General features: G+C 64.5%; 18 protein-coding genes and 1 pseudogene. 12 read left to right on the top strand and 7 right to left on the bottom strand.

Features of this window, described 5'->3' with window-relative positions:
- The first annotated feature begins 10 nt into the window (after positions 1-10).
- Entirely contained in the window at positions 11-1297 is a 1287-nt protein-coding gene (locus AB3X89_RS16395) for a phosphatidylserine decarboxylase family protein (protein WP_368584227.1), read from the top strand.
- A gap of 29 nt (positions 1298-1326) precedes the next feature.
- On the opposite strand, the gene AB3X89_RS16390 is transcribed toward AB3X89_RS16395, so the two are convergent.
- On the bottom strand, positions 1327-5409 hold the full coding sequence (locus tag AB3X89_RS16390) for a CheR family methyltransferase (protein ID WP_368584226.1): 4083 nt from the start codon (positions 5407-5409) through the stop codon (positions 1327-1329).
- A gap of 106 nt (positions 5410-5515) precedes the next feature.
- Complete coding sequence (locus AB3X89_RS16385) at positions 5516-6505, bottom strand: chemotaxis protein CheB (RefSeq protein WP_368584225.1); 990 nt, start codon at positions 6503-6505, stop codon at positions 5516-5518.
- Positions 6506-6774: 269 nt separating this feature from the next.
- On the opposite strand from AB3X89_RS16385, the gene AB3X89_RS16380 reads away from it, so the two are divergent.
- Positions 6775-9897, top strand: a complete 3123-nt coding sequence (locus tag AB3X89_RS16380; RefSeq protein WP_368584224.1) for a CheR family methyltransferase — start codon at positions 6775-6777, stop codon at positions 9895-9897.
- A 7-nt stretch (positions 9898-9904) separates the two neighbouring features.
- Here AB3X89_RS16380 and AB3X89_RS16375 read toward each other — a convergent pair whose 3' ends face one another.
- A complete protein-coding gene (locus tag AB3X89_RS16375) occupies positions 9905-10984 on the bottom strand; it encodes a glycosyltransferase family 4 protein (RefSeq protein WP_368584223.1) in 1080 nt (359 codons plus the stop codon).
- Between the two features lie 142 nt (positions 10985-11126).
- On the opposite strand from AB3X89_RS16375, the gene AB3X89_RS16370 reads away from it, so the two are divergent.
- From AB3X89_RS16370 to AB3X89_RS16360, 3 genes are all read left to right on the top strand, one after another.
- A complete protein-coding gene (locus AB3X89_RS16370; protein WP_368584222.1) occupies positions 11127-11690 on the top strand; it encodes a hemerythrin domain-containing protein in 564 nt (187 codons plus the stop codon).
- Positions 11691-11825: 135 nt separating this feature from the next.
- Complete coding sequence (locus AB3X89_RS16365; protein ID WP_368584221.1) at positions 11826-12098, top strand: DUF6723 family protein; 273 nt, start codon at positions 11826-11828, stop codon at positions 12096-12098.
- Between the two features lie 241 nt (positions 12099-12339).
- On the top strand, positions 12340-12606 hold the full coding sequence (locus AB3X89_RS16360) for a DUF2934 domain-containing protein (protein ID WP_368584220.1): 267 nt from the start codon (positions 12340-12342) through the stop codon (positions 12604-12606).
- Between the two features lie 14 nt (positions 12607-12620).
- Here the strand turns inward: AB3X89_RS16360 and nadE are convergent, their stop codons facing one another.
- Positions 12621-13481, bottom strand: a complete 861-nt coding sequence (gene nadE / locus AB3X89_RS16355; RefSeq protein ID WP_368584219.1) for an ammonia-dependent NAD(+) synthetase — start codon at positions 13479-13481, stop codon at positions 12621-12623.
- A 14-nt stretch (positions 13482-13495) separates the two neighbouring features.
- The gene (locus tag AB3X89_RS16350) at positions 13496-14020 is read right to left on the bottom strand and encodes a CinA family protein (protein ID WP_368584218.1); all 525 of its coding nucleotides are present in this window, start codon (positions 14018-14020) and stop codon (positions 13496-13498) included.
- Positions 14021-14238: 218 nt separating this feature from the next.
- Between AB3X89_RS16350 and AB3X89_RS16345 the strand changes: the two genes are divergently transcribed.
- The 4 genes from AB3X89_RS16345 to AB3X89_RS16330 all read left to right on the top strand — a co-directional run bounded on the left by AB3X89_RS16345 (position 14239) and on the right by AB3X89_RS16330 (position 18680).
- Positions 14239-16308: a protein-L-isoaspartate(D-aspartate) O-methyltransferase gene (locus AB3X89_RS16345; protein WP_368584217.1), complete on the top strand. Its 2070-nt coding sequence runs from the start codon at positions 14239-14241 to the stop codon at positions 16306-16308.
- A gap of 68 nt (positions 16309-16376) precedes the next feature.
- Positions 16377-16697: a hypothetical protein gene (locus tag AB3X89_RS16340; protein ID WP_368584216.1), complete on the top strand. Its 321-nt coding sequence runs from the start codon at positions 16377-16379 to the stop codon at positions 16695-16697.
- A 51-nt stretch (positions 16698-16748) separates the two neighbouring features.
- Positions 16749-18053, top strand: coding sequence for a cation:proton antiporter (locus AB3X89_RS16335; RefSeq protein ID WP_368584215.1), 1305 nt, complete (start codon positions 16749-16751; stop codon positions 18051-18053).
- Positions 18054-18263: 210 nt separating this feature from the next.
- On the top strand, positions 18264-18680 hold the full coding sequence (locus tag AB3X89_RS16330) for an organic hydroperoxide resistance protein (protein WP_368584214.1): 417 nt from the start codon (positions 18264-18266) through the stop codon (positions 18678-18680).
- Between the two features lie 74 nt (positions 18681-18754).
- On the opposite strand, the gene AB3X89_RS16325 is transcribed toward AB3X89_RS16330, so the two are convergent.
- Together AB3X89_RS16325 and AB3X89_RS16320 are read right to left on the bottom strand one after the other, a co-directional pair.
- Positions 18755-19489, bottom strand: a complete 735-nt coding sequence (locus AB3X89_RS16325; RefSeq protein WP_368584213.1) for an ABC transporter substrate-binding protein — start codon at positions 19487-19489, stop codon at positions 18755-18757.
- A 41-nt stretch (positions 19490-19530) separates the two neighbouring features.
- Positions 19531-20373: pseudogene (locus AB3X89_RS16320) on the bottom strand (GntR family transcriptional regulator); the annotation flags it as partial.
- On the opposite strand from AB3X89_RS16320, the gene AB3X89_RS16315 reads away from it, so the two are divergent.
- From AB3X89_RS16315 to AB3X89_RS16305, 3 genes are all read left to right on the top strand, one after another.
- A complete protein-coding gene (locus tag AB3X89_RS16315; RefSeq protein WP_368584299.1) occupies positions 20343-20498 on the top strand; it encodes a hypothetical protein in 156 nt (51 codons plus the stop codon). The pseudogene AB3X89_RS16320 and the gene AB3X89_RS16315 sit on opposite strands and share 31 nt — an antisense overlap.
- Positions 20499-20713: 215 nt before the next feature.
- On the top strand, positions 20714-22507 hold the full coding sequence (locus AB3X89_RS16310; protein ID WP_368584212.1) for a PQQ-binding-like beta-propeller repeat protein: 1794 nt from the start codon (positions 20714-20716) through the stop codon (positions 22505-22507).
- A 710-nt stretch (positions 22508-23217) separates the two neighbouring features.
- A complete protein-coding gene (locus tag AB3X89_RS16305) occupies positions 23218-24384 on the top strand; it encodes a hypothetical protein (protein ID WP_368584295.1) in 1167 nt (388 codons plus the stop codon).
- Positions 24385-24608: the final 224 nt, after the last annotated feature.

Raw genomic sequence — 24608 nt, 5'->3', positions numbered from 1 at the left:
AAGGCCAAGCATGACGAACGACGAAGTGGCGAGCCCGCGCACGCAACGGCGCCGGCTCGGAGGATGGCTGCCGAGCGAGGAAGCGCATCTCGCGCGCTACCGGACCGCGCTGGCTGCGAAAGCGCGCGAACGTGCGCGCACCGCGCCACGCACCCGCGCCGTCGCGGAACTCGCGGCGTTGATCGAAGGCGACCCGGTGCTGCGCATGGATATGACGCGGGCCATCATGCAGGCACAGCAAGCGGGCTACGTGCTCGGCTATGCAACGATCGACGAGCTGATGACGGTCGTCGATTACCTGATGACGTACGCGCCGCCGTTCAGCGAATCCAATCTGATTCATTGTCCGCTGAACGCGGTGCTCGACTGGCCGATGTGCATGCCGTCCGGCTATGCGCTGTTTCGCGACCCGGCGCTCAACGCGCAACTCAAACACGTGCTGAACTGCTGGTGCGGTTTTCTGAGCGGTCCGCATTCACGCGAACATTTGAATCCGTCCTCGCCCGACGGCTGGTTCAGTTCCGAGGCCGACCAACGGATCGGCCTCGCCCAATTCGTTTGCGATCCCGAGCAACCGTATTGGGGCTTTACGTCGTGGAACGATTTCTTCACCCGGCGCTTTCGTCCCGGCATGCGGCCGGTCGAGGAGCCGGACAACGACAGGCTGATCGTCAGCGCGTGCGAGGCGACGCCGTACAACGTGCAGCACGGCGTGAAGCTGCGCGACACGTTCTGGATCAAGTCGCAGCCGTATTCGCTCGAAGACATGCTGAGCTCGCGCGAACGCGAACTGGCGCGGCGCTTCGAGGGCGGCTCGGTGTATCAGGCGTTTTTGAGCGCGTTCAACTATCACCGCTGGCATGCGCCGGTCAGTGGCGTGATCTCGCGCGCGTATGCGGCGGACGGCAGCTACTATTCGACCGCCGATAGCGAAGGCGAAGACCCGAGCGGGCTCAACGATTCGCAGGGCTACATCACGGCGCTCGCGGCGCGCGCGGTGATCGTGATCGAATGCGACGATCCGGCGGTGGGGCAGGTGGCGTGCGTGTTCGTCGGCATGGCGGACGTGTCGTCGTGCATCATCGAGGCGTTGCCGGGGCAACGCGTCCGAAAGGGCGATGAGTTGGGGTTTTTCCAGTACGGCGGATCGACTTGCTGCCTGGTGTTCGAGCCGGGCGTGATAGAGCGCTTCGTCGTCGAGCCGCCGTTCGGCGACAAGCAGCCGCCGATCAAGGTAAACGCGGCCGTTGCAAGGGCCGGGTCGCGCAACGCATCGCCGTCGCAAAGCAACGGCTAGACGCGCTGCGCACCGCCGGGGCGGCGGATTCAACTGCGCAGCCGCGCGAAAATGCTCAGCAGGTCTTCGAGAACCACCGGCTTTTTCAGGTGCGCGTCGAAGCCCGCATCTTCGGCCGCGCTGACGTCCGCCTGCTGGCCGAAGCCGCTGACCGCGATACAGATCACGGACTTCATCGCCGGCATGCCGCGCAGCTTGCCGATGAACTCCATACCGTCCATGCCCGGCATGCCGATGTCGGACAGGATGATATCGGGCGCGTTACCGTTGATGATCGTCAGCGCTTCCTCGCCGCTCGTCGCGGTGCGCACTTCGGCGCCCTCGCTTTCCAGCAGCAGCTTGAAGGTTTCGACGGTCGCGGCGTCGTCGTCGACCATCAGGATGCGCGTGCCTTTCAGCGGCTCGCCGGTGATTTCGATCCCCGCGCTCGTGCGGGTGGCGAGCCGGTGGGTAGGCAGCGTCACCGTGAACGTTGCACCGCGGCCGACGCCGTCCGACTCCGCGCGCACCGCGCCGCCGTGCAGGTTGACCAGATCGCGCACCAACGCAAGGCCGATGCCGAGGCCCCCGCGGCGCGAGGCCGGATCGCGGCTCTGCTGGAACATCTCGAAGATATGCGGCAGCAGCGAGGCCTCGATGCCGGTGCCGGTATCGCTGACGCGCAGCACGGCCTCGGCGTGCTCATTGACCTGCAACGACACCTGGATCGACCCGCGCTGCGTGAACTTCAGCGCGTTACTGATCAGATTCCACACGATCTGCTCGATACGCGTCAGATCCGCATGAATGATCACGGGCGCATCGGTCACTTCGACGCTCAACGCGATGCCGCGCTGCGCGGCATCGTCCTGCACCGCGCTGCACACGCGCTGCACGATCTCGCGCATGTCGACCACGGTGCGCACGACCGAAAGCTTGCCGGTGCGCACGCGCGAAATATCGAGCAGATCGTCGATGATTTGCGCCTGGCCGATCACGGTGCGGCGGATCGTATCGGTCGCGCGCGACACGTTCAGGTTCTGGCGCGTTTCCGGCGCGCGCGCGATCAGTTCGGCGCTCGCTGATATCAGGTTCAGCGGATGCTTGAGCTCGTGCGAGACGACCGCCAGGAATTCGTCGCGGCGCCGCTGCGCTTCGCGCTCGCTCGCCGCGCGCAGCGTTTCGACGGGGGTGCCGCGTCCCGAGGTCGGGTCGCTGGCGAACTCGCCGAGATCGCGCGTGATCTTGGCAAAACCGCTGATGCCCGGCTCGTCGAGACGGGACAGCACACCGCTCGCGAAAAAGCGCGTGCCGTCCTTGCGCAGATGCCAGCGCTCCTCTTCGGCGCGGCCGTTCAAACGCGCTTCGGCGAACTCGCGTTGCGCGACGTTCGCGGCGCGGTCTTCGTCGGTGTACAGGATGTCGGCGGACTGGCCGATCATCTCGGCTTCCGAATAGCCGAAAATCCGTTCCGCGCCGGCGTTCCAGCTATTGATCACGCCGTTTTCGTCGAACGTGATGATCGCGTAGTCCTTGGTGCCCTCGGCGACAATGCGCATGCGCCGCTCGCCTTCGCGCAACCGGTCTTCCGCCTGACGCCGGCCGGTGATGTCGATGAACGACAGCACCGCGCCGTCGATGCGGTCCTCGGTGGTGCGGTAGGGCACGAAGCGCGCGAGATACCAGCGCCCGTCGTTGCTCTTCAGCTCGCGTTCGATCAGGCGCAGCGAGTCGAATGCTTCGGCCGCGTCGTCGGCCAGCTTGTCGTATTCGAGGCGGTGCGTGATGTCGAGCAGCGAGCGCCCGATGTCCGACGGAATGATGCTGAACACGTCGGTGGCCCGCGGCGTATAGCGCTTGATGCAAATGTTGCGATCGACGAAGATCGTGCCGATGTCGTTCGCGGCGATCAGGTTGTGCAGGTCGTCGTTGATCTTGCCGGTTTCCTCGACCTTCGACTTCAGCTCCGCGTTGACCGTGGTCAGCTCTTCGTTGATCGATTGCAGCTCTTCCTTGCTGGTCTCGAGCTCCTCGGTCGCCGAGCGCAGTTCCTCGTTGATCGCCTGCAATTCCTCGTTCGACGCCTTCAGCTCCTCGGTCGAGGTCTCCGACTGCTCGATGGTGGACTGCAGCTGCTCCTTCGTGCGTTGCAGCTCGCGTTCGAGCTGGCTGATGATCGGGTCTTTCTGCACGTCGACCGACGCCGTTTCGGCGTTGGCCATGCTGTCTTCGACCTCGTCGAACAGCACCAGCACGAAGTCCGCGTTCGCTTCCGGGTCGTGCACCGGCCGCGCGGTCATGTTGACGAAGTACGAACGGCCATCGCGCTCGATGCGCACGCGGCGCGCTTCGACGCTGCGGTTCGTATGCAAGGCCTGATAGATCGCGGTGCGCAGTTCGAGCCGCAGTTCCGGACGCACGACGGCCACGATGTTATGCGACGGCTCGCCGCCCGAATATTGCAGAAAACGCCCGGCGCGGTCGGACAGATGAACGATTTCGGATTCGCGGCTCACCAGCACGCTGGGCGGCGCATATTGCTCGACGAGCCGCTGATGCAGATCGCCGAACGAAAAGCGCCGGCGCCCCGGCGGCTGCACCGTGGTGACGAGGGGGCGCGAACTCATCGTGCCCGAAATCGCGATCGGCACTGGCGTGTCGCCGCGCACGGCCATGTTCGCGCGATAGATGCGGTTGCGCTTGTCGACCACGGTGAACATCGAGCTCACGCTGTCGGCCGACTCCGAGCTGCCGAGGAACAGCACGCCGCCCGGCCGCAGCGCGAAGTGGAACATCTTCAGAATTTCGATCTGCGCTTCGCGGTCCAGATAGATCAGCAGATTGCGGCAGCAGATCATGTCGAGCCGCGAGAACGGCGGGTCGCTGAGCACGTTATGGTGCGCGAACAGCATGTGTTCGCGCAGTTCCTTCTTGATCCGGAAGTGCGCGGCGTCTTTCGTGAAAAACTGGCGGATGCGCGCCGGCGTCAGGTCGGCCGAGATCGAGTCCGGATACAGACCGGTGCGCGCGAAAGAAATGGCGCGCTCGTCGATGTCGGTTGCGAATACCTGGAACGACACGCCCTCGGGCGACTTAAGCGAGCGCTCCTGCAGCAGCATTGCCAGCGAATAGGCTTCCTCGCCGGTCGCGCAGCCCACCGACCAGACGCGGATGCGGTCCTGTTCGCCGCGGTTTTCGAAGAGCGGCGGCAACACCTCGCGCTCGAGCACGTCGAACGCTTCCTTGTCGCGGAAGAAATTGGTGACGCTAATCAGCATGTCCTGCAGCAGCGCCTGCGTTTCTTCAGGGTGCAGATGCAGATAATCGCGATACGCCTGCAAATCCGTAATGCCGTTGACCTGCAGCCGGCGTTCGATACGGCGCAGAACCGTAGCCCGTTTGTAATGCCGGAAGTCGTGCGCGGTGCGGGTGCGCAGGATCACCATGATCTCGCGCAGCGCGCGCTCGGCCGACTCGTTGACCGTATCTTCCTCGGGCTCGTCCGGCTGCACGGCCGGCAGGTGGATTTCCCGCGCGGTGGACCACAGATCGAGCAGGCGCTGCGGCATCTCCGCCGCGGTCATCACGAAGTCGGCCATGCCGGTCGCGATCGCGCTGCGCGGCATGCTGTCGTATTCGGCTTCGGAAGGGTCCTGCACGAGCGTGATGCCGCCCATTTCCTTGATGCGCGACAGGCCGACCGAGCCGTCCGAGCCCGCGCCCGACATCACGATGCCGATCGCGCGTTCGCGGTGCGCCTCGGCGAGCGTGCGGAAGAACAGATCGATGCTCGCGCGGCGTCCTTCTTCGGACTGCTTCTGCGTGACGCGCAGGTAGCCGTCCACCATGATCATTTCGAACGAGGGCGCGACCAGATAAACGTGGTCCGATTCGATTTGCGTGGGGCCCGTGACCTGCTGCACCGGCATGCTGGTGACCTTCTGCAGCAGCGAGGCCAGATTGCTTTCGTGGTCCGGCGACAGGTGAACGACCACGACGAAGGCCATCGACGTATGCGCGGGCAGCGCCTCGAAGAATTCCGTCAGCGCGTTAAGCCCCCCCGCCGATGCGCCGATACCGACGATCGGATAGAGTGCCTGGCTAGGCAGAGTTTGCCCTCGCTTCTTTGACATGGCTGCGTGTCCCTTCTTGGAAAAGGATAGTGTTCAGCGGTGGATTTTTATAGGGCAACGAGCCCATTTCTTGCTCGGCCCGGATCGCTATTATCCCGCATTGCACTCATTTTTCCAGCAGCATCGACTGCAAGAGTTCGGCCGCGTGGCCCGCGCGCCGGGCGTTGTCCTCCTCGCGTTGTTGTGCGGCGGTGTCTCCTATCGCCGCGAAGTGTGCGCCGAGCTCACGGCTGAACATTTCGCGCTCGCGCAGCGCCCGCAGCGCATTGCGCAGCGACATCTCAGCATCGGTCATGCGGCCGTCGTCGAGTGATGCGGCCGAGTATGCATGGCCGGTATGGCAGCGGTAACGCAGCACGCGCGAAGCGGTGATGCGCCACAGCGTGCCGTTGCATTCGGGGCATGTAAAAGTCGACGGCGCCGCCAGTCCCTCGATCGCGTCGAACGGCGCGGTGCCGGACAGCCACGCGCGCTGTTCGAGGACGACGCGGTCGGAGGCCTCGCGTTGCGCCGGGCCGAGATTTACCGGCGGATTGGCAATGCCGCCGGTCAGTTTTACCAAGCATGGGCCCAGTTGCTGAAGCGGCAGCACGTGGTCGGCGAAGGGCGTTGCGTGCCGTGGCATCTCGCTCGCGAACGCGTCATCGGGGTCCTGCACGACCGTCGTGCCGCCGCACGCCTGGATCGCTTCGAGGCCCGCCGCGCCATCGTCGAGCAGGCCGGTCAGGATCACGCCGATCGCGCGTGGTCCCATCTGCGCGGCCGCGCTGCGAAATAGCGGGTCGATCGCGGGGCGCGCGAAGTTTTCTTTCGCGCCATGCAGCAGCCGCAGCTGGCCGTCCTCTACCACTAGGTGCCGATCGGGCGGCGCCACGTAAATTCTGCCGGGCGCGTAATGTTCGCCATCCTGCGCGTGCTTGGCGGGTAGCGGGCCGGCCTGGTTCAGAAGCGTGGGCAGCATGCTGCCGTGCGCGCCGATGTGCAGCACGACGGCGATGCTGGCGGGCATATCGACGGGAAGCTGCGACGCAAGCGCACGCAGCGCGTCGACCCCTCCCGAGGACGTGCCGATTACGATGAAATCGCGGTGGGTCAAGTGGACTCCGGGACGTGGAAGCAGGACTCGAAAGCGGGCCTTTCGTGTCAGTCAACTTTATGAGCAAGCGATATGCCGTCCGGGCATTTTTATTGCGCCGTCGCCGGTGAAAACGTCCTTTGCGCCGACCCCGGTCTTCAGCCTCCGCCACAAATCAGCCACGCGGGACGAAAGCGCCGCGAACCACGCACAGGCATATGATGAACATCTAGGACAGGCGTGCCGGACATGGCCGGCACGATACGACGTTCCTGCGCAAGCTCACACTCATGGCGACTCCGATTCAAGCTTCCGCGCCAGCGGAAAGCTGCCACGTCGTTGGCATTGGCGCATCCGCCGGCGGCATCGAGGCGATGCATTGCCTGCTTCAGGCTTTGCCCGCCGAACCTGCGCTTGCGCTCGTCGTCGTGCAACACCAGCTGCCGGGTGGATCGAACGAGCTCGTGAATCTGGTCAGCAAGTGGACGTTGCTGCCGGTCCGTGCCGCGAACAACGGCGAGCGTCCCGAGCCGAACCACGTGTACGTCGCGGGTTCCGACGACGTGCTGACTCTCGAAGGCGGCCTCTTTCGCACGCGGCCGGTCGACGGCGGCAGCCGCCGCCCCGGCATCGACACCATCGACGCATTCCTTGAAAGCCTCGCGCAAGATCGCGGCTCCCATGCGCTCGCCGCGATCCTGTGCGGCACCGGCACCGATGGCGCGGCCGGCGCGATCTGCGTGAAGCGTGCCGGCGGCGTGGTGCTCGTGCAGGACCCGGTCACCACGATGAACGACAGCATGCCGAGAGCGGTGATTTCGCGCGGCGCCGCCGACTATATCCTGCCGGTTGGCGAGATCGCGAAACAGCTGCTGCGCTGCGCGTCACCCGCCTATGTGCGGCCGGCCAATGAAGTCGCGTGGACCGGCGAGATTACGCGAACGCTCGATGAGATCGTCGGGATGATCCGCAAGCAGGCGGGCTTCGATCTGGGTGGTTACAAGGCGACCCCGCTGCTATGGCGCATCCAGCAGCGCATGGATCTACGGCGCGCCGAATCGTTCGGCGACTACGAGTCGCTGTTGCGCGACGACCCCGCGGAACTCGAAGCGCTGATCCGCGGCATCCCGATTCACGTGACCGAGTTCTTCCGCGATGCGCCCGCCTGGGACGTGCTGCGGCATGAGGTCATCGAGCCGATGCTGAGCGAGCGCCGCGCGGGCGATGTCGTGCGGGCCTGGACACCAGCCTGCGCGACCGGCGAAGAAGCGTATTCGGTCGCGATGCTTCTGCAAGAGCATGCTGAAAACACCGGCCGTCCGTTCGATTTCCAGGTGTTCGCGACCGATGCGTCGCCGGAGATCGTCGCGCGCGCGAGCCGCGGCGCGTTTTCGGGCGACGCGCTGAAGAACGTCTCCGCGGCACGTCAACAGAAGTTCTTCTATTCCACCGACGGCAACTGGCGCGTCAAACGCCACCTGCGCGAAAAGATGGTATTCGCGCCACAGGACCTGCTGCTCGATCCGCCGTTCAAGAACCTCGATCTGGTCACTTGTCGCAACCTGCTGATTTATCTCGATCCCGAAGCGGTCAAGCGCGTCGTGTTCCTGCTGCACAGTTCGCTGAAGGTGGGCGGCTATCTGTTTCTCGGCAAGGGCGAGCCGCTGTTGTCGCGGCAAGGTGGTTTCAACGTCGTGTCGAGCCGCTGGCATATTTACCGCAAGACAGGCCCGGCGAGCGACGTCGAGGTCCGCTTCCCGTTGCGTGTCGCGACAAGCTTGCGCGCGAGCGCCGTGCCATTCATCGGTCATTCGAGCGCGCATTCGCAGCGGGATTTCCCTTCGGTGCTGATCGACGACGAATTCCGCGTGCTGCGTGTGTATGGCGATACGGAAAAATTCCTGCGCGTCCCAGCCGGCCAGCCAACCGACAATCTGCTCGAACTGACGCAGCGCGAACTGGCGTCGAGCCTGAAGGCGGCCGCGAAGATGGCGCTCGAAGACGGTCAGCCGACGATCGTCAACGGCCTGCGTGACGAAGGGAACATCACGCACGCGTTCCAGATCCGGCTGACACCGATTCGAGGCGCGCAAAACGGCGCCGCGCCGCGGCTGCTCGCAGCGTTCATTTCCCGCGCGCGCGAGATTCGGCCCGGTGCCACCGAACCCGTTGCGCTGCCGAGCCACGCTGCGGATGTCGCGGCTTCCAGCGAGTGGAGCGAAGCGATCCGCATCTCGCGCGAGGAACTGGAGGCGTCGCGCGAAGAGTTGCAGGTGCTCAACGAGGAACTGAAAGCCGCGAACGAGCAGCTCAATCTCGTCAACGACGACCTGAACCAGGCCAATGCGCGGCTCACCGGCAAGATTGCGGAACTGGAGATGCAGAGCGGCGTGCTGAGCGCCGGCGCGGTGATGGCGATGTTTCTCGACGAGACGCTGCGCGTGCGCTGGTTCACGCCTTCGATCTGCGAGATATTTCCGCTGAAAACGGGCGACGTCGGTCGCGGCATCGCCGATATTTCGCCGAAGGTCGACGACGTGAATTTCCTGCGCGACGTGCTCGCGGTGATGCAGAGCGGGACACCGCGCGAAGCCGAGGTGCGCAATGCCTGCGGCGGATGGTTCCTGCGGCGCATTCGCCCGTTTCTGTCGCAGACCGGCACGAGCGGCGTGGCCGTCACGGTAACCGACATCTCGGACCTGAAGCACGCGGAAAGGGTGCTGCGCGAAAGCGCGATGCACGATTTCATGGTGCGCTTCGCCAACGCGCTGCGCGGGCTGTCCGGATACCGCAATACCCGCTCGACGGCGATCCGGATGCTGCGTCAGCAGTTCGGCGCCGCGCGCGTCAACTACTCGGAAGCGCGTGGCCCCGACGAACTCGAAATCGTCGCGACCGACGCGCTCGCGGGCACGGCCGATATGCTGGGCCGCCGCTGCGCGATCAACGACGCCGGGCCTGCGCTCACCGCCGCGCTGTTCACCGGCCGCAGCGGCTGGAGCAACGACGTGATGGCCGATCCCGCCGCAAGCGCGGCCGAGCGGCGCGCGTGCCACGCGCTCGGCATCGGCGCGTGGGCCAACATGTCGTTCGTGCAGTCGGGCCGCGTGCTCGGCGCGCTGACGATGCACTTCGACACCGCGCACACGTGGGCGCCCGAGGAACTGATGTTTCTCGAACTGATGGCCGAGCGTACTTGGGCGGTGGTCGGACGTGCGCGCGCAGAGGAAGACCTGCGCGCGCGCAACGAGGAACTCGAGCGGTTCAACAAGGTGGCGATCGGCCGCGAACTGCGCATGATCGATCTGAAGAACGAGGTTAACGAATTGCGCCGGCAACTCGGCCAATCGCGTCGCTATGCGACGGAGTCCGACGATCATGACGATCGCACCGAGGCGCCCGAACGCACCTGAATCGCGATTACACCGGCGCGGGCTGACTGCCCGTCGCGCGCGGGTGGTCTCGGGTGTCGCGTGCGAGCAGCGCGTCGTAGATCGTCAGGTAGTCGTCGGTCATGCGCGCGGCCGTGAAGCGGCGCTCGAACGAGCGGCGGCACGCGTCGCGCTCGATGCTGTCGATGCGCGCAACCGCTTGCACCGCCGCGTCCACGTTATCGACGATCAGGCCGCTCACGCCGTCTTCGATCAACTCCGGCACCGCGCCGCGGCGAAACGCGATCACCGGCGTACCGCACGCCATCGCCTCGATCATCACCATGCCGAACGGCTCGTCCCATTCGATCGGCAGCAGCAACGCGCGTGCGTTCTCGATCAACCGCCGGCGCGCGAGGCCGCCGACTTCGCCGAGGTATTCGGTGAACGCTGTCGAGCGCCGCAACAGCGGATCGATGCGCTCGCGGAAATAGTCGCGCTCGCCAGGATGGATCTTCGCGGCGATCTTCAACGAGAGGCCGCTGCGCCGGGCAATTTCGATCGCGAGATCGGGACGTTTCTCCGGCATCATGCGGCCGAGAAATAGCAGATATGAACCGGCTATCGGTTGAAACGAGAACTCGTCGAGCGGCAAGCCGTGATGTACCGTGCCCTGCCAGTTCGCCCACGGCACCGGCCGGCGCTGACTCGCGGAAATCGACACCACCGGCACGCCGCCGAATTCGCGGAACAGCGGCCCATGATCGTGCAGCAGCAGACGGCCATGCAGCGTCGTCAGCGTCCGGCACGGCAAGCGCTCGGCCCACGCGAAATGCAATGGCTCGCCGTGAAAATGAACGACGTCAAATTGATCCGCGTCGCGGATCACGCGCGCGAATTGCCTGACGTGATGCGTTTGCGTGTCCCACACGTTCGCGTCGCGCCAAAGACCGCGCGGACAGATCGGCACGAGCCGCGCGGCGCTCGTCGAATCGGCGCTCGCATAGAGCGTCACGTCGTGGCCGCGGGCGACCAGTTCTTCGGTCAGATACGACACGACGCGTTCGGTCGCGCCGTATCCGAACGGGGGCACGCTTTCGTAAAGCGGAGCGATCTGGGCGATTCTCATCGGGCGTTGAAAAGAGGAGAGGGAAGTTCGCGCGCAACACGCCGCGCCGGACCACCAGCAGCAATCGCCGTACCGCCGCGCGACTGGTGATGCGGTATGGCGTTTGCTCGATGCGGGCACTTGACCGATCAAAGGAGCCGCCATGAACGACCGCGCAACGCAATCCGCTTCCAAGGACACGAAACCCACCGCTGCACGCGAAACCGCCAGCACCCCCGACGCGCTCGCGCTGCTCGAAGCCGATCACCGCGCCGTCGAAAAGCTGTTCGATGCGTTCGGCAAATCGCGCGGTGACGAGCGCGACGCGCTCGAAGCCAAAGCCGCGCTGGCGCAGCGTGCATGCGAAGAGCTGACGATGCATACGATCATCGAGGAAGAGCTGTTGTATCCGGCCGCGCAGCAAGCACTGCCCGACGACGACAAGCTCGATGTCGATGAAGCCTATGTCGAGCATTTTCTGGTGAAGACGCTAATCGCGAAGTTCACGACGCTGAAGCCCGGCGACAAAGGCTTCGACGCGACGTTCAAGGTCATGGCCGAACTGGTGCGGCATCACGTCGAGGAAGAGGAGGGCGAGCTCTTTCCGGCCTTGCGTCGCACCGGCTGTGATCTCGCGGCGCTCGGTAAGAAGATCGCGGCGCGCAAGGAAGCGCTGCAAGCGAGGCTGGATCAGGCGGGCAGTCGTGCAGTTGGCGACAAGACCTGATTGGAGCCTTTAAGCGTCGCTGCGACAGTCGTGTTCACAAGTCGACGCTTACGGACGAACGCACCCGTTTGCATGTCCATTAACATCGATTTCAGGAGGGCATAACTGGATCGCCTGATGCAGGCAGGGAGAGCCATGTCAAGGAGAAAGCTGAAACTCACGCAGTATCCGGCGGCAGGAGTCGCCTCGCGCGACGACTTTTCGATCTACGTCACCGCTCGACGCAGCGCCGATGGACGATTCTATGCCGATCTGCTGGTGAGCCGTAAAGTGGATGGCCGCCGTCTTTTCCCGTTCGATGGCGCCCCCGAAGTCGGTCCGTTCAACAGCATCGAGGAAGCGCGGCTCGCCGCCGAGGAGTACGGCGCGCGCATCGTCGCGGCCGACCTTGCCTGTCCCGAGGCGTGAGCGCGCGGCCCGGGTAGCGCGCGGCGCCCCGCCGCGCTGACGACGGCATCCCCATCAAACGCTTGTCCCGGTTTACGACCGGCACACGGTGGAGTTGTGCGCCCGCCGCTCTCCTGCGCTGGTGCCATCGATCCAACGCGCCGCGCGGAACAACCCTTGCTCGCTTGTCGCTCGCCGTCATTCGGACCCGGCGCGCGTGGCGCCGTGCCGCGGCATCGCTCACGTTCACGGAGAGACACATATGGACAAGGAACTTGAAGCCCGCATCCGCACGCGGGCGTACCAGATCTGGGAAAACGATCCGTCGCCGGAAGGGCGCGCCGACGACCATTGGGAGGAAGCGCGCCGGCAGATCGAGGCGGAAGGCGCTGGCGCGCCGCAGGAGCCGACCGATCAGTCCGCCGATCGCGATCGGGGCTCGCGCATCGCGCCCGAAGAGCAACTGCAGGAAACGCCGGGCGAGGACATCGAAGCGCCGAAGCGCGCCAAACGCCCGCGCGCCGGATAAGCGGGCGCCGCGCTCTACGCCGACGCCGACGATCGCGCCGGCGCCACCGGCAGCGCGCGTTTGTGGCGCGTCGCCATGTAAAAGCGGCGAATCGTCGTCAATACTTCGTCGCTGACCGGCTTGCCTTCGAGGAAGTCGTCGATGTCCTGGTAGCTGATGCCGTAGCTGTCCTCGTCCGGTTTCTGCGGCGTCAGCGATTCGAGGTCCGCGGTCGGCACCTTGTCGACGAGCCGCTCCGATGCGCCGAGCGCATGCGCGAGTGCGCGCACGCGGCGCTTCGTCAGACCCGCCAGCGGCAGGATATCGGCGCCGCCGTCGCCGAACTTCGTGAAGAAGCCCATCAGCGATTCGGCCGCGTGGTCGGTGCCGATCACCACGCCGACCCGCGCGCCCGCAATCGCGTATTGCGCGACCATACGTTGCCGCGCCTTGATGTTGCCGAGCACGAAGTCTTCATGAAAGTCGTCGACGTACTGCACGTTGCCTCGCTTGAGCGAAGACAGCATCGCGTCGGCGGCCTCCTTAATGTTGACCGTCAGCGTTTCGTCGGGACGGATGAACGCGAGGGCGGCCGCGGCGTCTTCTTCGTCGCGTTGGCTGCCGTACGGTAGACGCACCGCGACGAAATGCGCTTCATAGCCGGTGGCACGCAGACGTTCGACGGCAAGCTGCGCGAGGCGTCCGGCAGTCGACGAATCGACGCCGCCGCTGATGCCAAGCACATAGGTGTGCAAGCCTTGCGACGCCAGGTAGTCACTCAGGAACGCAACACGCCGCTCGCGCTCGCGGGCCACGTCGAAATCGCGCTCGACGCCGAGTTCGTCGATCACTGCCTGCTGCCACGCGCCGGTGTCGAAGGAAGGGTGCAGATTCATCGTTCGGTCTCTCTTCAGTGGTCCCGCTCGATGCGCGGAAGTTGATCGAAGTAATGCTCGACGCGCGACAACGCATACAGCGCGGCGGACGAACGCACGTCGTTGCGGTCGCCCGAAAAGCGCCGCGTCTCGGCGAACGTTACGAACCGATCGCCGGGCCGTCGGAACGACCATGCGAAGCATTGCGTGCCTGGTGGCGGGCCGTCAGCGGAGCTGCCATGTGCGCCGCCATCGGCAAGCCCCGTGTTCGATACCGCGATGTCGGCGCAGCAGCCTTCCTGACTTAGCGCACCTTCGGCCATTTCGCGCGCGACCGCTTCGCTGGTGAGCCCGTATTGCTTCATCGTGCTTTCCCGCACGCCGAGAAAGCCTGCTTTGCCTGATGGCGAGTAGCTGACGAAGCCGACGTCGAGACACGCGCCGCTACCCGGCACGCTGGCTAGATAAGACGCGATCTGGCCGCCGGTGCAGGATTCGGCGGTGGCGAGCTTCAGACCTCGCGAGCTGAGGAAAGACACGACTTGCATGGGAATGTTCATAATTTGAGCCTTTGTTGTGCGACGGATTCGGACCGGCGTTTCGTTGGTGCAAAAGCTCAGCAAGGATCGGTCCGCGCGCGCTTCACGTTTCGCGCATCGCCATCGGTTCAAGCCGGCGGTATGCTCATTGCTGAAGCGTGGAAGAGCAGCGGACCCGCGCGTGGCCCCGCCGCGATGCGGGGGGGCGCGCAGCGCTGCGCATTCGCGAGGAGGCGGCGATGGGCGATTTCGACGAAGCGCGCGCATGGATGGTCGAGCGGCAAATCGTGCAACGCGGCGTGCGCGACGACTTCGTGATCGAGGCGATGCGGCGCGTGCCACGCGAAGCGTTCGTGCCGTCCGATCTGCGCGAATTCGCGTATGACGATACGCCGCTGCCGATCGGCGGCGAACAGTCGATCTCGCAGCCGTACATCGTCGCGAAGATGCTTGCGGCCGCCGAATTGCAGCCCGGCGACCGTGTGCTCGACATCGGTACGGGCTCCGGCTATGCGGCCGCGATCGCCGCGGAGATCGCGGGCCGGGTGGATTCCATCGAGCGCGACGCGAGCCTCGCCGAGCGCGCGCGCGAGCGCTTGCAGCGGCTCGGCTACGAGAACGTCGAAGTGCATGTCGGCGACGGCACCGCGGGTCTTGCCGCGCATGCGCCGTATAACGCGATCATCGCGGCGGCAGGCGGGCCGCGTGTGCCGCAGGCGCTGCGCGTGCAGCTCGCGGTCGGCGGACGGCTCGTGATGCCGGTCGGTAGCAGTCCGAGCCGTCAGCGGCTCGTGAAGATCGTGCGGCGTGACGAACACGATTACGACGAACATGCGTTCGCGGACGTGCGCTTCGTGCCGCTCGTCGGCGACGACGGCTGGCCGGCGCCAGGCGGCGTGGCGCATGCGGATTCGCGGCCCACGCCTACGCCGCTCGAACCTGAGCCGGTCGCGCCTGAGCGGGCCACGCCTAAGCCGGCCGCACCTCAGCCGGCCGCGCCTAAGCCGGCCGCGCTCGAACTCGCGCTTCGCGACGCGGCCGAACCGTTACCCGACATCGATTCCGCGGAATTCGCGGCGTTTTTCGACCGCTTCGCCGGGCGACGCGTCGTGCTGCTCGGCGAGGCCAGTCACGGCACGTCGGAGTTCTATCGCGCGCGGGCGGCGATCACGCGACACCTCGTCGAGCGGCACGGCTTTTCGATGATCGCGGTCGAGGCCGACTGGCCCGATGCCGCGATCATCGACCGGCATGTGCGCGACAGGCCGATGCCCGGCGAACGGTCTCGACCGTTTCGCCGCTTTCCGACCTGGATGTGGCGCAACACCGATTTCATGAGCTTCGTCGCGTGGCTGCGCTCGCACAATGCCCTGCATCGCGACAGCGAGACGCGCTTTTACGGGCTGGATATTTACAGCCTGTCGGAATCGATCGACGCGGTGCTGCGCTATCTGGACAGCGTCGACCCGGCCGCGGCGCGCATCGCGCGCGAGCGTTATGGGTGCCTCAGTCCGTGGCAGAAAGATCCCGCCGTCTATGGGCGCGCCGCGCTGAGCGGCGGCTACGCGCAGTGCGAAGAGCACGTGATCGCCCAGCTCGGCGATCTGCTGAAAAGCCGGCTCGACTATGCACGGGAAGACGGCGAACGCTTCCTCGACGCGGCGCAGAACGCGCGGCTCGTGGCGGTCGCCGAACACTACTATCGCGCGATGTATTACGGCGGACCGCAAAGCTGGAATCTGCGCGACACGCATATGTTCGACACGCTGCGGCATGCGCTCGACAGTCGCGGCCCGCAGGCGCGTGTGGTCGTGTGGGCGCACAACTCGCATATCGGCGACGCGAGCGCCACGCAGATGGGCCGCGTGCAGGACGAGATCAATCTGGGCCAGCTGTGCCGCGCGCAGTTCGGCGACGCGGCGGCGCTGATCGGCTTCGGCACGCACAGCGGCACGGTCGCCGCGGCCAGCGACTGGGGAGGACCGATGGAAGTGAAGAGCGTGCGGCCATCGCTCGATGGCAGCGTCGAATACAGCATGCACGCCACGGGCCTCGCGCGCTTTCTGCTCGACCTGCGGCCCGGCGTGCACGACGCGCTGTGCGAACGGCTGCGCGCGCCGCTGCTGGAGCGCTTCATCGGCGTCATTTATCGTCCGGAGACCGAGCGGTATAGCCACTACGCGGAAGCGTCGCTGGCCGAGCAGTTCGATGCGTTCGTGTGGCTCGATCGCACCAGCGCGGTGACCGCGCTGCCCGTTTTCGCCGATGAAAAATGCCACGCGTCGGAGACGTTTCCATTCGGTGTGTGAGCGAGGAACGCGGCTTGCAACGCAACGGACAGTGCATATCCAGCCTGTCCGAACCGGGGGAGCCGCTCATGAAGAAGGTCATACAGCGCTTTGCCGTCGCCGCGATGTTCAGTGTTGCGAGTGACTTCGTCTGCGCGCAAGCGGTCGAGTGGGCCGGGACTCAGCCGGCCGTCGCCGCGCGAGCGTTGCTATTCGCGCAGGCCGGCAAAGACGCGGGCACCGAAGGCGGGGCGGGCGCGGCAGCCCAGTCGGGCACGCCACCCGGCGAGTTGAGCCGCGACCAGACGAACCGCGAGCAGGCGGGGCGCGCGAACCAGGCGGCGGCTCAGCACGGCCAGCGCAGTCAGCAGGGCGCGAGCGCGCCCCACGGTGCCAGCAGCGCGCGCTAGCGGCGACGCGGCCCGGCTGCCGCCGTCGCCGCCCGTGCTCGCGATTCCGCCATGAGAGACGAACCGGTCTGGTTCCTGCTGATCGGCGCACTGCTCACGTTCATGGCGGTTGCGCGCGGGCCGATCCGCCGCTTGCCGCTGACCGGCGCGATGATCTATCTGCTGGTCGGCGCGGCGGTCGGGCCGGCCGTGTTCGGGCTCGTCGGTGTCGATTTACTCCGCAATACCGTGCTGCTCGCGACGCTCGCCGAAGTCGGGCTCGTCGTGTCGCTGTTCTCGATCGGCATGCATCTGCGCGTGCGGCTGCGCAATCCGTTGTGGTGGTTGCCGCTGCGGCTCGGCGGGCCCGCGATGATCGTCACCGTTGCCTTGATGTTCGGCTTTACCGCTTTGCTGACCGGACGCGCGGACGGCGCGGCGTTGTTCCTCGCGGCAGCGCTCGCACCGACCGACCCGGTGCTCGCCAACGAACTGCGCGTGACGCAGGCCGGCGACGACGAACCCGTGCGCTTCGCTTTGTCGGGTGAGGGCGGCCTCAACGACGGCGCCGCCTATCCGTTTGCGGTGCTGGGTCTGACGCTTGCCGGCGCGAGCCTGTTCGGCTCCGGCAGCGGCGTGCATTTCGCCGGCTCGGTGCTGTGGGGGATCGTCAGCGCGCTCGTGGTCGGCTGCGTATTCGCGATCGTGTTCGCGCGCGCGATCTTCTTTCTGCGCACCCGCTACGGCGAAGCGATCGGTCTCGACGGCTTTCTCGCGCTAGGGCTGATGGCGACGTCATACGGCGCGGCGCTGCTGGTGCACGCGTATGCGTTCGTCGCGGTATTCGTGGCGGGCGTCGCCGTGCGTCACGAGGAATTGCGCTCGACCGGCGACAAGAATCCGTCCGAAGTGCTCGACGAGGTGCAGCACGGCGAACAGGCCGATGTCGCGAAAGATCCGGAAAAGGCGCATGCGATCCTCGCCGAATCGATGATGGGCTTCACGCGCGAAATGGAGCGGCTCGCGGAGTTGTCGCTGATGCTGATCATCGGCTGCGTCGTGTCCGCGCATTGGCGCGAGATGCTCGACGTGCGCGCCGTGTTGCCCGCGGTGTTTCTGTTTTTGGTCGCGCGGCCGCTGTCAGTCGTCGTCGCGATGATCGGTGCGCGCATCGACAGCAGCCAGCGGTATCTGATGGCATGGATGGGCATCCGCGGAGTCGGCGCGTTTTACTACCTGATGTTCGGCCTCGAATACGCGCGCGGCGCGATGACGCCGCTGCTGCCCGCGGTGCTCGATGCGATCGTGTTGTCGGTGCTGTTGCATGGCTCGACCGCCAACTATCTGCTGCGGCGGTATTTCGACCGGCGTCGCTGAACGAAGCGACGGGCGCGATCGCGTGCGCTAGTTGCCGCGCGCCGCTCCTTGTATCGCAATGTATCTGCGCGGACCACGGATACGTGCGCATACCAAACCCGCTGATCCAGACACACGCGCGATACGTCGGCGCGTTCAAATACGTCCAACGCAAGTTCGAGCCCGGATTTGCAGATCTCAACAATACTGGATCAACAGGAGTAAGCCACCATGACCCGCATCGAAAACGTGCTGTACACCGGTAAAACCCACACGACCGGCGGCCGCGAAGGCGCCGCGCGCAGCTCGGACGGCCGTCTCGACATCAAGCTGTCGTCGCCCGGCACCGCGGGCGTTGGAACGAACCCCGAGCAGTTGCTGGCCGCCGGCTGGTCGGCGTGTTACATCGGCGCGCTCGGTTTGGCGGCGCGCGCGCTGCACCTTTCGTTGCCTGCCGATACGAGCGTCGATGCGGAAATCGATCTCGGCACCACCGATGGCGCCTATTTCCTTCAGGCGCGTCTGTTCGTCAGTATTCCCGGTGTCGAGCGTGACGTGGCGCGCGCGTTGATCGAGCGCGCGCATCAGACCTGCCCGTATTCGAAGGCGTTGCGCGGTAACGTGGATGTGCAGACTACGCTCGTTTGAGAGTTAGTCGGGGTGGTTCGTGGCGGGGCGGTGCCCGTCCCGCTCCCCACGCGATGTCGGCCCGGAGCCGACCGCTACGCGGCAGGCGCCACGGACGCCCCGGCGATTCCATGCCGCGCGAGCGATTCCGCCACGAAGCCCGACGCCTTCACCTCCTCGACAAACGACCGCAGCGCCTGAGCCGCCGCTTCGCCGCGGCTCTTCGGAACACCCATTGCCTGCCGGATCACCATGAAGCGCTCGTCGAGCAGCCGCAGCCCGGCCGTTTGCTTCGCATCGGCTTCGAGTTGCTGCTTCACGCCTGCCGCCACTTCCAGTTGCTGCTCGATAAATGTCGGCACGACACTCGGCGAGCTCGGCGCGCGCACAATCTGCGCGGCTTTCAACTCGCGCGTGAGGAACAGATCGTACGCACTGCCTTTGCCGACGACGACCCGGTTGTGCGCCTGATCCACATCCTGATTCGACCGCACCGGCGAGTCGTCGCGCACCAGATAGAAGCCTTCGATCAGTACATACGGCGCCGTGAATTCAATCGTTGCGCCGCGCGATGGATCGATCGCGAAGAAGCCGAAATCCGCGCGTTCCTCGCTGACGGCCTGCACCGATTTGGCGGCCGTATCGAACACCACCAGTTCCAGTTCGACGCCAAGTTTCGCGGCGAACGCGCGCGCGAGATCGATTGAAACGCCGAACGGCTCGCCGGACTGGGTATCGCGATTGGCGAGGATCGGATTGCCGAGATTGATCGACGCGCGCAGCTTGCCCGTGGGCGAGAAGGCGGCGACGAGAGAGGGATCTATAGTCATAGAGGTTCTCGTGGCGACCGCGTTCAGGGCGAAGGGCGGTCTCAGGGTTCAAGGATTTCGCTGATGCGCGACAGCGCGTCGAGCGTCTGCAGCAGATGCTCGCGCATCGCTTCCGACGCTTCTTCGTTGCGCTCCCGCTCCGACAGTTCGAGCAGATGCAAATGGTGCTTCGCGTGTTCGACGTAGCGCTCGCGATGCTGCATCGAGCGATACGACAGCAAGCGGCGCAGGCGGTTCACCCGCCGGATCGTGTTGATGAAAAAGCTGTTGCCCGAAGCCTCGGCGAGCGACTCGTGAAAGCGCACGCCGCGATCGTGCAACTGGTCGGCGGTATCCGTTTCGATGCCGCCCGCGAGCAGATGCATCTCGACCTCACGACACCGCTCCAGCACCTTGCGCTCGAGCCGGCAGCCGGGCTCCAGCGATGCCGCCGGTTCGAGCGCGAGCCGCAGCCGGTACGACTTTAGCAGGCCGTCGCGCGTGGTCAACCTTGGCGAGAACTGCCAGCCATAACCCGGTTTGCGTTCAGCCCATCCTTCCCGCGCGATGCGGCCGAGCACAGCGGTCAGTTGCGCGCTCGTCAGTCCGTAGCGGGTGCAGATCAGCTGCTCGGAGAATTCATCGGGCAGTTCGCTTTTCAGGCGGTCGTCAGCGATCTGGAAATAGGCACGCGTGGCGACGCCGGCCTCGGCAAGATGCAGTTCGTCGACTACGTCCGCAAGAGATTCGGAGAGCGGCTTCGCGACGAAGAAGCCGCGATTCTTTTCCCGCGTCAAGATGCCTTTGTCGTGTAGCTACGCGAGCGCTTCGTTCACGGGGGAACGTGAGACGCGTAGACGGTCGGCGAGCATCTGTGCGGGCAGGTGCGCGCCGGCGTCGAGTCCCGTTCCAGACCGCGCACTTCCCCGGCTCGTTCTATCCGCGCGCGATGCAGCTCGGCAAGATGTCCGCCGAGTCGCGCTTTCCGGACAGTACGCTCGCCGAACTGCGCGCGCGGCCATTCGGATGAGCAGCCGAACGGTGTGTGAGTCTTGAATCACTCAATAGGGACAATTCCCCGTCCGCCAGACGGTAGTCCATCGCGGCCATCTCTTGCGGTTGGTTTTAGATGGCGTACGATTGACCTCACGTTAGCAAAGCGCGTATCAATTAGTAGGTCGAGGCGAGAAGTCGCGGTGCGCCGTCTACCCATTGCTAACAGCAATATTTGCAAGAGGTGGCTACATGAAAAGCGCACACAACGTTATCGACGCTTCTCGGCTCGTTGCAGCTTTGATCCTCGCCTGCGCGGCGGGCTCGGGCGCACAAGCGCAAAGTTCGAACGCGGCACCGGCTGCGGCATCTGCCCCGGGTCTTGCAGTAGCCGCTCAGGCGTCGTCAAACGCACTGAACCCATTCCCTCATGGCCCGCACCCGCATGGCGTCGGACCGAAAGTGCCGCCAGCCGCCGCCCTCGACGGATCGGACGTAGACAAACAGAACGGCGGAGACAAGATCAATCCGAATAATTTCCGCGACGATCGCGGGCCGGCGGTGGATACGCCGTACCAGGCTCCCGAAGCAGCGACTGCCGCTACATTGAGCCGGACACCAGGGGCCGTCGCCGCGCCAACCTTTACGACGACCGACTGGCCGACGTATGGTATGAACAGGCAGCGGACTGGGTATAACTCAGTCGAGACGGTGCTCACCCAGACCAACGTGAGGACGATGGTAAAGCACTGGGACTCAAAAGTCCTGGACGGTGCCATCCTGACTCAGCCGGTACTGGCTGCCGGGGTGATGATCAACGGGGTGCCAACCGATATCGTCTATGTTGCGACAGAGGGGAACAGTACATATGCACTGAATGCCGCGACAGGGAATATCATTTGGAAAAGCGCCCAAATCCCTCAAGCTATCTTGACGTCGGCCTGCCAGGGGCTGTTCCAAGGCAAGATCGGGGTGCAGGGCACGCCCGTCATCGACCATGCCAACAACCGGATTTTCGTTGTGAGCGGGCGAGGCTACCTGCATGCGTACAACCTGCAGACCGGCGTGGATCTCCCGGGCTTCAACCTGCTACTTCTCGACCCAAACAACGCTACTCCAATAACGATGGTCTATGGCGGCTTGACGCTCAGTCCCGATGGTTCGTCGATATACGTGGCGACAGCCGGTGACCCCTGCGATACGGAGCCGTACCATGGACAGGTCGTCCGCGCGTCCACCACCAACCCAGCTGCGATTCTGCAACGCTGGTATCCAACCGGCGCAAGCGGGCCAGATGGGGGCGGTATATGGGGTATGGGAGGCGTATCGATTCCGCCTGATGGGACGGTCGTCTATGCACTCACGGGCAACGCATTCGCCAATCCGGAAAATGCCGCGTTCGCGGAGCACGTCGTGAAGCTCACGCCGACCCTGGCGGTAGCCGCGGCGAACTCGCCGCTTTCTCCGCCCCTCTCGGACGTCGACTTCGGCGCTACAGCATTGCTCTTTCAGCGTCCCACCTGCCCGACGATGCTCGCGGCCTACAACAAGTCCGGCAACCTGTTCATTTATAACCGAGCCACTATTCAGCAGCAGGGCCCCATTGAAAAGTTGACGATTTCCCAAACTTCAGCCGACGGCAGCAACATAGGCCTTCCTGCATTCGACCCGGTGCTGAATCGGCTTTACGTCGTGTCCCCTGGCGGTTCGGGGAGCAACAACTTATACCAACACGGGGTGATTGCACTGTCGATCGACAGCAACTGTACTGTGAACCCCAAACCCGTGTGGACGGCGCAAGTCGGCTTGAACCAAGTCGCGTTCAACCCGGCTATCCCGCCCGTCGCCGCAAATGGTGTGGTGTATTACGCAGACGGTTTGGGCAACGACTTTTATGCATTGGATGCCGCGGACGGGACCATACTCTTCCACGACAAATACACGCCAGCTCAAAACGGCGAGGGCAACTTCGCGTCGCCGATGGTCGTGAACGGGCAAGTCTTCGTCGCTGGTGGCGACCACGTGGTTCATGCCTATGGCCTCTGACTGCTAAACCCGTTAGCGAAACCTAACTTTTTCGCGAGAATAGCCACGCTGCCCTTATTGCGCGCAGTGATTCGCCCGCGCAAATACAAGGCTTCCCGAGCTTCTAAACGTAGCGCGAGTTGGGCATCATGATACTCATGCCGCCCACCGCCATCACTGTCGCGGAATTGCCGTTCGAGCCCGATGCGCTACAGGCGTTCGCGCTCGAACGGAACGCTTCGCGCGCTGTTTGCGCAAGATCGTGGCCGGTCGTCGGCCCGAAGCGTGGGTAGCGTCATGGGTAGGCGGCGGTCGTGAACGGTGGAAGTGGCACGTAGCGACGCTTTCCGGCGTCAGCCGGCATCTGCTGCCCTCCGCCATGATGGTTTGGCGGATTTCAGCGCACTGAAATGTCCGATTACTCCTAGAACTTCCTCCCGGCAGTTGTTTGCCTCAATACTTAAAGTAACCGTTCGCCGCCGACAGGTGGCGCGACGCGCTATGGAATGCGACTTCACTTCATCGTTGCTTGTACTATGATGAACCGGCGTGTCCCCGTCTTGTCTCTTTAGTAGCCGCGATCGGTTCTGCGACCTGAGGCGCGGTTATTAGCATCGGCACTGTTGGTGTTCGTAAATTCGTGATGTAGACGACGCCAAATTCAGTGTGTCCCGATACTCGCATGTATGTTCCTTAGACAATGTGCTCGTCGGCACCTACGAAGGAGTAGCATGACTGCATCCCGTTCTAACTCGGCATCGAGGCGAGTCGCTATTCTGGTCCTGCTCTGTCGCGACTACGCAGCGCTCGAACTAACCCTCGCCAGTCACATGGCGTACCGGCCAACAGGCGTCGAGTTCATCCTGCTTCAGAACTGTCGGGGCGGCTATGACGCGGAACGCACGCTTGCCGTCGCGCGGCGCTACGCAAGGCTTTTTCCGGGCGTCGTTCGGGTCGTCGACGACATACCGCCTGGTCCACCTTATCGCACGATCAAGAAACTACTCTCGCAGCCGGCATTCGCCGAAATCGACCTGATCTGCAAGGTGGACGACGACGCGTTCCCTATCGCCGGCGGGTGGCTCGACAAGATGCTGGCCACGTACGACGCGGCGGAAAAGGAAAGCGGCAACGAGCTTGCCTACGTCACTCCCCTCATCAACAACAACAACTGGGGCTTCCCTGAGGTGATGCGCGTGATGAACCTGGAGCGCGAGTACTTCACGAACCAGGCGCATCCGCATTTCGTCGGGGCCGACGGGGACAAGCGCTTTCCGCTGCGAATCATCCCTGCGGAGCAGATCGAGATCGGCACCAATGGCACGATATGGGGCTATCCGCACATCGCGCGCTGGCTACATGAACGGACCACGCTTCAGCCTGATGCTTTCATCGCTGCGACTCGGGACCTCGAACCTTGCGACGTGCCGGCAGCATTGCGCTATTCGATCGGCTGCATTCTTTTTCGCAAGCGGTTATGGGACATGATCGACGACGGTGGGCAAGATGACGAGCACATGATGCATGTCTACTGTGAGCGGCACCGGCTGAGAATCGTCTGTGCGCGCAGCGTGCCGTTCGTTCACATCGCGTACTTTACCCAGCGTGAGGAGAACCGCGACATCGTCGATGCCGCTCGCGCGCTTTACGACGGGAGGCTTGGCCATCCCTTCCCGATTTCACTCTACGCGGACCGTGAACGCGATATCGAAGCGCGGTTGCGCTGGCTCGAAGACCACCCGCCGCAGGCCACCAAGGGGACGCTTAAAGCGTCGAAGCGTGTCAGTCGCGCGATCTATCGGCGAGTGCGCACGCTGTGGAAAAACGGTCGCCGAGCATGGTCTGTCGTGACTGGCAAGCGCAATGCGACGAGCGGCCGGAGCTCTCCGTCACCATGACGTCTTCTATTGCGACCGTACCAAGCCGTCGCCCAGGACACCGGCGAGCAGACCGTTTGCGGCGTGAAAAGCAGACTCGTCGGCTGTTGTGAGAACGTCAGGATCGCCGCGGCGACGCTCTCACACCGGTTTGTAGATATCTATTGGCATACTTGGCCTGTCCACTACCGAAGTGGGGAATGCGCCAATACCTCACCAATTTGTGCCGGTTCCTGACATTGGTG

Source organism: Paraburkholderia sp. BR14320 (assembly GCF_040948665.1).
GTDB lineage: Bacteria > Pseudomonadota > Gammaproteobacteria > Burkholderiales > Burkholderiaceae > Paraburkholderia > Paraburkholderia youngii.
Note: the sequence above shows the minus strand (reverse complement) of the source record. Positions and strands in the feature narration are given on the sequence as shown.